This is a genomic window from Nodosilinea nodulosa PCC 7104 (genome assembly GCF_000309385.1).
Lineage (GTDB): Bacteria > Cyanobacteriota > Cyanobacteriia > Phormidesmidales > Phormidesmidaceae > Nodosilinea > Nodosilinea nodulosa.
Genome location: NZ_JH976538.1, coordinates 783,637 through 792,599, shown reverse-complemented (window position 1 = coordinate 792,599; position 8,963 = coordinate 783,637). Strand labels below are relative to the sequence as shown.

Sequence of the window (8,963 nt, the reverse complement as noted above, 5' to 3'; positions counted from 1 at the left end):
CGGTCGGATAGATTCTGTACTGATACCGTGCTTTCATCCTGCTATTATAAGTTGGTCGGCAACCAAAAGCAACCGTGTATAGACGAGAAAGGCACAGCGTTTCAGACCTCAAGGCTCACGTTATTTTCGTGACCAACTATCGGCAAAAGGTTCTGACCGCCGACAGCTTGGCTCTCATCAAAACGGCCTGCGAGTCGGTGGCCAGCAAGATGTGCTTTCAGGTTTTGGAGTTCAACGGGGAGCCTGAACACGTTCACATGCTGATTGAGTATCCGCCCAAACTGGCTATCTCGCAGATGGTGAACGCGATGAAGGGCGTTTCCAGTCGGCGGTATGGCCAAGCTGGGCTACCCAAGCCCCAGGGCAAGACCTCTCTGTGGAGTCCTAGCCACTTCGCCGTGTCGGTTGGCGGTGCCCCCATTGAGGTTTTGAAGCAGTACATCAAAGACCAAAAGGGTGCGCCCTAAAGGGCGGGGCTTGAAACCCATCGCTTTTGGTCAAAGTGAATTACAAAATAGGTTCAGCAGGCTTTCTACCGCAGGACTAGTGTGCGCCCAAACTAGCTCGTAGTTAAACTCAAACAGCGGTTCCTGTCGCAAAATCGCTACCCCCGGATAGCGCAACCCCGGCACCACGGGAGCATTGCCCACGCCTACTCCCCCAGCCACCATCGCCAGGGTATCGGCCATGGTAGAGACATCGATGGCAATCAGCGGTTTAAAGCCTGCTTCAGCGGTATAGCGCTTGTAGTGGTCATAGATAATCGGCTGGCGATCGCGATCGGGCAGAATAATCGGATACCCGGCCAGGTCGGCCCAGGTAACAAACTCTTTTTGCTCTAGTTCATGGCCTGACTGCACCATGACCGCCAGGGCCACCTTGCCCAAAGGGCGATGGTGCAGGCCAGTGGGAATGGCCACATCCCAGGCGATCGCCACATCGATTGCCCCGCTGGTCAGCGTCGCGCCGATGTCCCGCTCGTCCATGCGCCGCAGGGCCACCCGGGTTTCGGGGTGAGCGCGTTTGAACTCGGCAATCAGCTTGCCCACGGTTGGCTGCTCGGTGCCGATCACCATGCCCACGGTCAGCGAATCGATGCCGTCTACCGCCCCCGCCTGGGCCGCCCGCACGGCCATGTCGGCATAGGCTATCGCCTTGCGGGCCGAGTCGAGGAACCCCTGTCCAGCCCTCGTCAGTGACACCTCGCGGGAGGTACGGTGCAGCAGCTTTACGTTTATATCGGCCTCTAGCTCGCTCAGCAGACGGCTGATGGCCGGTTGCGAGATACCGCAGCGCTGAGCAGCGCGGCCAAAGTGCAGTTCTTCCGCCAGGGCAATGAAGGCCGTCAGGGTTTTTAGGTTCATCGATACCAAAAGAAATATAGGTCAATTAAAAATTGATATTTGTTTTGAAATTAATACCATGTTACATATTGATTAGCGCGGTTTTAATGCAGATTTTTATACCGCTGATTTTCCATCAGACACGTGAGTTCGAGGGAGAACCGTGCTTCGAAAGAGTCAGATTACTACCCCCATCACAACGTCAACATTGCTGGTTTGCACTCATCTTTTGCTTTGCTTACACCCATGACGGATCTCCATTTCACGCCCAAAACCTTTGACCTGCTCGAAGGGCTGGCGGCCAACAACGAAAAAGCCTGGTACGACGAGCACCGCGATGAGTTTGACACCTACGTCCGCCAGCCTTTTGCCACGATGCTGGAACTGGTTACGGACATCCTGGCGGAGACGGCTGTGCCCCTGGCGGGCGGGCCAAAAACCATGTTTCGACAAAACCGCGACGTGCGCTTTTCTAAGGACAAATCGCCCTACAGCACCCACGTCAGCGGCGTTCTCACCCCCTCGGGCACCAAGGCCGAAAAAGAGGGATTAGTCTACGTGCAACTCGAAGCGTCCGGTGGCCTGATTGCCTGCGGGTATTACAAGCTTAGCCCCGCCGCCCTTGGCCCCATTCGCGACAAAATTGTTGAGGAGCCTGACGAATTTGCCAAGGTGATCAAGGATTTGGAGGCAGCAGGATTGTCCTTCAGTGCCGAGGACAAACTGACTAAAATGCCGCGCGGTTATGACGCCTATGCCGGGCACGACTACGCCGACTATATCAAGCTCAAAAGTTTCGTCACCCTGGTGCATCTCGGTCGCGGGGCGTGGCTCGATGGCGACGTTGTGGACTGCATTGTGGACTACGCCAAAAGCTGCGCTGCGCTGCTGGAGTTTGGCCGCATTTGAGCAGGCGGGTTAGCACTGGTGCGCCGACCTGGGCGATGACGCCTTTGATGGCTAAGGAATTGTTTTGCCATGATCAAAACCGAAAATTTTGAACAAGTCGAGGTGACATCGCCCCAGCAGCTGCGGCGGTGGCTGGAGGAAAATCACGCGCAACCAGAGAGCATTTGGCTGGTGACCTACAAAAAGCACGTGGGCGAAAAATACGTCTCGGTTCAAGACATTCTCGATGCGGTGCTGTGCTTTGGCTGGGTTGACGGCATTCGCCGTCAGCTCGATGGCGATCGCACCATGCAGATGATCTCACCGCGCCAGGTGCAGCACTGGGCCAAAAGCTACAAAGACAGAGCTGAAAAGCTGATCAAAGCCGGGAAGATGCACCCGGCTGGGCTGGAGGCAATCGCCCAATCAAAGCGCAATGGTCTGTGGAATTTCATGGACGATGTCGATGCCCTGATCATGCCTGAAGACCTGATGGCAGCGCTGGGCTCACACTCGTCCGCCCGGGAAATCTTCGAGAATTCTGCCCCGTCCTATCGGCGCAACGTGCTGCGCTGGATCAAGCTGGCCAAGACGACAAAAACCCGCGCCCAACGGATTGAAAAAGCCGCCGTTTTTGCTGCCCAAAATCAGAAGATTCCGCAAATGTAGGTGATTTTTTAAACCGTAAGGTGGGCACGGCCCATCATCGTCTAGCGCCGCGACACCCACCTTTTTAGCCCAATTTTCGCAACCTTTAACCCATTGCTTGGAGACGCCCCATGTCTGACAGCTCCCTGCCAGAGAAAACCCTGCCGGAGGAAGATCTCTCTGGCGTTCATCCCTGCGCTCCAGATCGGCCCAACCCCTCCTCAAACCGCCGCTGGTGGGTGGGGCTGGGGGCCGCCGGGCTGCTGCTGGCGGTGGGCATTCCCCTGGTGCAAAGTCGCCTGGTGGCCCAGGAGACAGAGGCCGCTGAACCCGACGCGGTGAACGTTTTGGCGGTGGAAACCCTGACGGTGGACGCCGTGAGCAGCTACGAGGTGGCCCGCGCCTATACCGGAAAAATTGCCGCCCGGCGCAGCAGCGATCTGGGCTTCACCCGCAGCGGCGAGCTGGTTGAGGTGCTGGTGGCCGAGGGCGATCGCGTCTCTTCGGGGCAACCGCTGGCCCTACTCGATACCCAGAGTTTGCTCACCCAGCGCCGCCAGATCGAAGCTCAGTTGGCTCAGGCCCAGGCTCAATGGCTAGAGCTTCAGCGGGGGGCCAGGCAGGAGGCGATCGCCGCCGCCCAGGCCCAGGTGCGCGATGTGGACAACCAGCTGGCGCTGCAACAGCAGCAGCGGGAGCGGCGGGAATTTCTCTACGAGCAGGGGGCGATTTCTAAGGAACAGCTCGACGAATTTGCCTTTGGGGTCGATGCCCTGGCCGCCCGCCGTGACAGTGCCCAGAGCAGCCTGGACGAACTGCTCAACGGCACCCGCCCCGAGCAGGTAGCGGCCCAGCAGGCGGTGGTGCAGCAGCTCGACGCCAGCATCGCCAGCATCGATGTGGATCTCAACCAGAGCACCCTGCGGGCACCCTTCGATGGCATCGTTGCCGTCCGGCAGGTGGATGAGGGCGTAGTCGTCGGGGCCGGGCAGACGGTGGTGCGCCTGGTGGAAAGCGTTGCCCCCGAAGCCCGCATCGGGATGCCCACCAGCGCCGCCAGCCGCCTGCGCCCTGGGGCAGCCGTAACGGTGAAGGCCGACACCGAGCGCTTCCCTGCCACGGTGAAGGCGGTGCTGCCGGAGGTCAACCCCGACACCCGCACCCAGGTGGTGGTGTTTCAGCTAGGGCCGGAGGCCCTGACCCGCGTTAGCCCCGGCGAAACCGTTCGGGTAACTCTCAGTGAGGCGGTGCCGACCAGCGGTCTATGGCTGCCGATTGAGGCGCTGACCCAGGATATTCGCGGCCTGTGGAGCGCCTACGGCGTGGTGCCCGCCGCTGAGTCCGACGGGTACCAGGTGCAGCCCAAGGCGGTCGAAATTTTGCACCAGGAGAGCGACCGGGTGCTGGTGCAGGGGGCGCTGCAAGGGGGCGATCGCATTGTCGCTAGCGGCGTCCATCGGCTGGTGCCGGGGCAGCAGGTCAGGTTGCTCAATGACTAGATCCCAGGGTTTTCAGGCAATCCCTGTCAGGCGATCTGATCAACCCCAAAAGCTGTTGATGGGCCGTGCCCGCCCTACGTCTCAGCCATCCACCCACCGACCCATCTACTCCCCCAACACCCCATGGTTCGCCCTTTTTTCACCAATATTCGTCTGCTGATTCTCACTGTCGTTCTCATCGTCGCCGGGGGGCTGTCGGCCTACCAGTCGCTGCCGCGTCAGGAAGACCCGCAGCTGGTGTCGCGGGTAGCCGTGATTACCACCGCCTTTCCAGGGGCCAGTGCCGAGCGGGTAGAGGCGCTGGTGACTCGGGTGCTGGAGGAGGAGCTGGCGACAATCGAAGACATTGACGTGCTTGAATCGGACTCGCGGGTGGGGTTTTCGTCGGTGACGGTGGAGCTGGTGGACTCGGTCACCAACACGGCCCCGGTGTGGTCGCGGGTGCGGGACGAGATGGATGAGGCGGCCACCCGGTTCCCGGCGGGGACGAGCGCCCCTGACCTGGCGGAGGTGTTGGTTAAAGCCTATACCGTGGTGGCGGCGCTGACCTGGGATTTGCCGGGGGAGCCGAACTACGCCCTGCTGCGCCGCTACGCCGAGGAGCTGGGGGTGGCCCTGCGGGGTATTGACGGCACCGAGGATGTGGATTTCTTTGGCCGCCCGGAGGAAGAAATTTTGGTGGAAGTTAACGCGCCGGAACTGGTGGCGGTGGGGCTGTCGGCCCAAGGCCTGGCCGACCAGGTGGCTCTGAGCGATGCCAAGACCAGCGCCGGGCAGCTGCGATCGCCCGACCAGACCCTGGCCATTGAGGTGGACAGCGGCCTGGAGAGCACCGAGCAGATTCGCCAGATCCCCATTCGCACCCAGGACGGGCAGTTTGCCCGGTTGGGCGACATTGCCCAGGTGCGCCGGGGGCTGCGCGACCCGCTGACCAATCTAGCGCTGGTAGGGGGCAGGCCCGCCGTGGTGGTGGGGGCGATGATGCAGTCGGGGCAACGCATTGACCAGTGGAGGGCCAGCACCCAGGTTGTGCTGGATGACTTTCGCAGTCGCCTCTCTGACGGCATGGCCCTGGAGGTGATTTTTGACCAGAGCGGCTATGTGGAGACGCGCATCAGCACGCTGAGAGTGAACCTGCGGCTGGGGGCCGCGCTGGTGGTGGGGGTAACTCTGCTGACCATGGGCTGGCGGTCGGCCCTGGTGGTGGGCGCGGCGCTACCCTTGACCGTGTTTGCGGTGTTTGTGTGGATGACGGGGCTGGGGGTGCCCATTCACCAGATGTCGGTGACGGGGCTGATCATTGCCCTGGGTCTGCTGATCGACAATGCGATCGTGGTAGTAGAAGGCACGGATGATATCGAAAACACCGCTTCCGTTATCAACTCGCTGACCTGTGGGAATTTGAGCCGTAAAAAGCCCCTGGCACAGGCCAGGGGCTGAGGTGAAATTCCATGGCGCTATTCTATCCATCCCCCATGGCCCTGGCCTCCTCCACTCCGGGCTACGCCTAACTCACCTAGCCAAAAACGCCAGGTTGACCGATATAGATTTATTGACTGCTATAATTAAACCTTGTAGATGATGCCGTTTCCGTTCAACTGTCCATAACCATGGCCTCTCTAGCTCAATCCTTCGATACCACCCGCGCCGAAATCGTCGCGGCTATGGAGGCGCGTATCGACAACCGCGATCGCACTAAACTCACCAAAAAAGAGCTGGAGGAGTTGATCGCGATCCTCGTAGCCAAGCTGGTGGACATGAATACTCTCGGTACCGACACAAAAGCGGCCATTGACCGACTCTGTGCAGCGGAGCAGGCGCTTTTGGAGAGGGCTTATCCCCGCAGCAGCATCAATTCGGTCTATTTCCCCCGCTACACAAAAGCGATTAAATCCGCAATTGAGGCGGGGCGCATTACCCTCAATGGCAAAAACTCCTACCCTCGGCGCTGGACGAAGCGCAATCCATCACCGGGGGAGCCCAGCAGCGGTTCTGAGGCACGGCACTATGCGTTAGACGGGTTTACCTACCCTATTGAGGTACAGGCCCAGCTCAGAGCCGCTACCACCCAAAATGCCAATGCTCGACAGGACGATCGCCAGCCCGTCGACCTCGATGCCTATATGGGCAAAATTAATCTCCTGTTGGCCTCGAATGACCCGATCGACTTAATCATCGCGATCGCGGCCGTGACCGGACGGCGCCATACCGAAGTCGTCAGCCTCGGGCAGCTCCAACCCCAGGTCGGGGAGATGGCTCAGCTCATTCCCCAGGGGCATCCCTACCTGCTGCGCTTTACCGGCCAGCAGAAGGCGGCGAAGCCTGCCTATGACGTGCTGACCCTGGTGCCCGCCCAGGATGTCTTGCTGGCGGTGGAGACGCTCCGGGCCTCCGCTGACATTCATGACCTTGATGGGGTCGCCTCAGATGACCCCAGGATGGAGGCGCTCAATGCTCGGGTGAATCGTCGGGTGGTGAAGGTGCTGGATGAGGTACTGCCGACGCCGAAGGGGTTTACTAATATTTCTATTCACCGCTGCCGGGCGGTCTATGTGCCGATCGCGCTCCACTTCTTCTGCCCGGCCAATATGGCGGAGCAGCGTCTGGCTCAGCATCTCCTGGGCCATGTGCTACTCGATGACACGACTACGGGCAATGCGTCGGTGACGGGCCATTACTACCAATATTATCTGACGCGTAATGGGAAGCCCCTGACGGCGCGGGGGGTGAAGTTGGCGGCGAGTGGTCCGATTCCGCTGCCGCCTGATGAGCTGGATGCACCAGAGATTGAACCACCTTGTATAGACACCGAAGGAGCACTGGCCGTGGTTGATTCAAAGGCAATGGCAACAATGAGTGAGTCTCAGGAGGGGGACCCGGTATGGGCGACGATCTCAACCCAGGCGGCGACGATCTCGACTCAGGCCCAGACCATCTCGGCTCAGGCGGCAACCATTGACAGGCTCGCTCGCGCAGGCGGTGGGGGTCAGGGTGATGATTCGGCGTTTGTGGCACTCAAGGGCGAACACGCGCGGCTACTGGCGATGCTCGATGAGTTGAAGGCGATCGCCGCTGACCCTAATCAGCTCCAGGCTGCTCAGCGCTTCTTTGCCTTTGAGTTTGACCGGGAGGAGGATGGACTCGATGGCGAGGGGGCTGTGCCATCGGCGCCAGCACCGGCGGCGCCCGGACCCATTCGGGCGGAGGCGGAGGACGGCGACCACGACAAGGCCCAAGCCACTAAGCCTTATCAGCGCGGCGTGCGGCTCCTTGAGCTCGCTCAACTGTGGGCTCAGGAGCATCCCGAGGCGACCGTCAAGTTCTCCGGGGCCTTACTTAAGGCCGTCGGCGTTCATGCCGCCGCCATTAAGGCCATTACCACTGATCTTGAGGATGACATTGAGGCTTTCAACAAATCCCTCGGGCAGGACTCCCTCAAAACCCATAACAAGGGTAGAACCGAGCCCTTCCTCAAATTCGCCGCAGATAAACTTCAAAATGAAGGTCTCTATAATCCTAGAAGCTAAACTACAGACTACTCACCTGGAATCGTGAGTGCCTTTTATGTTGGGTAAAGTCTAAATCTTTGACTCGGTGTTACCTACCCTGCATCTGGGAATCAATGTCAATAGTTTACGATTCCTGCTAAGAAGTCAAGGGAAACGAGAGGGGTGGATGTCGGGCGTTGAATATCAGGAAAGGTCTAAAATCTAGCATTCAAGCTTCAACTGCCCCTCTTATCCCCTACAATAAGCCTGGATTTATTAGCAACTAATCCCAATAGCTATGCTAGATGTCGCCACCGCGATCGCCCTCACCGCCCGTAAGCTCAGCCTGGCCTACGACGGCAACGTGATCATTCAGGGGCTCGTCTTGCCATTCCCCAGGGGGCAGCTCACCACGCTGGTGGGGCCAAACGGCTGTGGCAAATCGACCCTGCTGCGGGGGCTGGCGCGGCTGCTCAAGCCCCAGGGGGGTACGGTGTATTTAGATGGCGATGCGATCGCCCACCTGCCCACCAAAGAACTGGCAAAACGCCTGGGAATTTTGCCCCAAAGCCCCGCCGCGCCAGAAGGACCAACCGTGCGGGAACTGGTTGCCCAGGGCCGCTACCCGCGCCAGAGCTGGCTGCAGCAGTGGCCGAAGGATGATGAGCTGCAAGTGGAAGAGGCGATCGCCACCACCCACCTACACGAGTTTGCCAACCGCCCCCTCGACACCCTCTCCGGTGGCCAGCGCCAGCGGGCCTGGATTGCCATGGCTCTAGCCCAGGATACCGAAACCCTACTGCTAGATGAGCCGACCACCTATCTGGATCTAGCCCATCAAATCGAAGTGCTCGACCTGCTCAACCGCAAGGCCAAGCGCACCATTGTGATAGTGCTTCACGACCTGAATATGGCCTGCCGCTACAGCTATCATTTGGTCGCTCTGCGCAATGGACAGGTGATCGCCCAGGGAAAACCCACCACAGTTGTAACCGAGACGATGGTCGAGCAGGTGTTTGCCCTTAAGAGCCGCATCATCACTGACCCCGTATCGAGGTCAAGGCGGCCTAGCAGTACGCTCATGCTCTGATCAATCC

Annotated in this window: 8 protein-coding genes; 7 read left to right on the top strand and 1 reads right to left on the bottom strand. The window is 59.6% G+C overall.

Annotated elements, in window-relative coordinates; all coding sequences use genetic code 11:
- Nucleotides 1-74: 74 nt before the first annotated feature.
- Nucleotides 75-467, top strand: coding sequence for an IS200/IS605 family transposase (gene tnpA / locus LEPTO7104_RS0132030; protein ID WP_026073255.1), 393 nt, complete (start codon nucleotides 75-77; stop codon nucleotides 465-467).
- Nucleotides 468-497: 30 nt separating this feature from the next.
- Here tnpA and LEPTO7104_RS0132025 read toward each other — a convergent pair whose 3' ends face one another.
- On the bottom strand, nucleotides 498-1,364 hold the full coding sequence (locus LEPTO7104_RS0132025; protein ID WP_017302655.1) for a LysR family transcriptional regulator: 867 nt from the start codon (nucleotides 1,362-1,364) through the stop codon (nucleotides 498-500).
- 225 nt (nucleotides 1,365-1,589) lie between these two features.
- On the opposite strand from LEPTO7104_RS0132025, the gene LEPTO7104_RS0132020 reads away from it, so the two are divergent.
- The 6 genes from LEPTO7104_RS0132020 (at nucleotide 1,590) to LEPTO7104_RS0131995 (ending at nucleotide 8,956) form a co-directional block, all read left to right on the top strand.
- The gene (locus LEPTO7104_RS0132020; RefSeq protein ID WP_017302654.1) at nucleotides 1,590-2,252 is read left to right on the top strand and encodes a DUF2461 domain-containing protein; all 663 of its coding nucleotides are present in this window, start codon (nucleotides 1,590-1,592) and stop codon (nucleotides 2,250-2,252) included.
- A gap of 69 nt (nucleotides 2,253-2,321) precedes the next feature.
- Entirely contained in the window at nucleotides 2,322-2,900 is a 579-nt protein-coding gene (locus tag LEPTO7104_RS0132015; protein WP_017302653.1) for a YdeI/OmpD-associated family protein, read from the top strand.
- Between the two features lie 110 nt (nucleotides 2,901-3,010).
- Nucleotides 3,011-4,378: an efflux RND transporter periplasmic adaptor subunit gene (locus tag LEPTO7104_RS0132010; RefSeq protein WP_017302652.1), complete on the top strand. Its 1,368-nt coding sequence runs from the start codon at nucleotides 3,011-3,013 to the stop codon at nucleotides 4,376-4,378.
- 123 nt (nucleotides 4,379-4,501) lie between these two features.
- A complete protein-coding gene (locus LEPTO7104_RS0132005) occupies nucleotides 4,502-5,818 on the top strand; it encodes an efflux RND transporter permease subunit (RefSeq protein WP_017302651.1) in 1,317 nt (438 codons plus the stop codon).
- A gap of 170 nt (nucleotides 5,819-5,988) precedes the next feature.
- A complete protein-coding gene (locus tag LEPTO7104_RS0132000; protein ID WP_017302650.1) occupies nucleotides 5,989-7,905 on the top strand; it encodes a protelomerase family protein in 1,917 nt (638 codons plus the stop codon).
- 259 nt (nucleotides 7,906-8,164) lie between these two features.
- A complete protein-coding gene (locus LEPTO7104_RS0131995; RefSeq protein WP_017302649.1) occupies nucleotides 8,165-8,956 on the top strand; it encodes an ABC transporter ATP-binding protein in 792 nt (263 codons plus the stop codon).
- The last annotated feature ends 7 nt before the right edge of the window (nucleotides 8,957-8,963 follow it).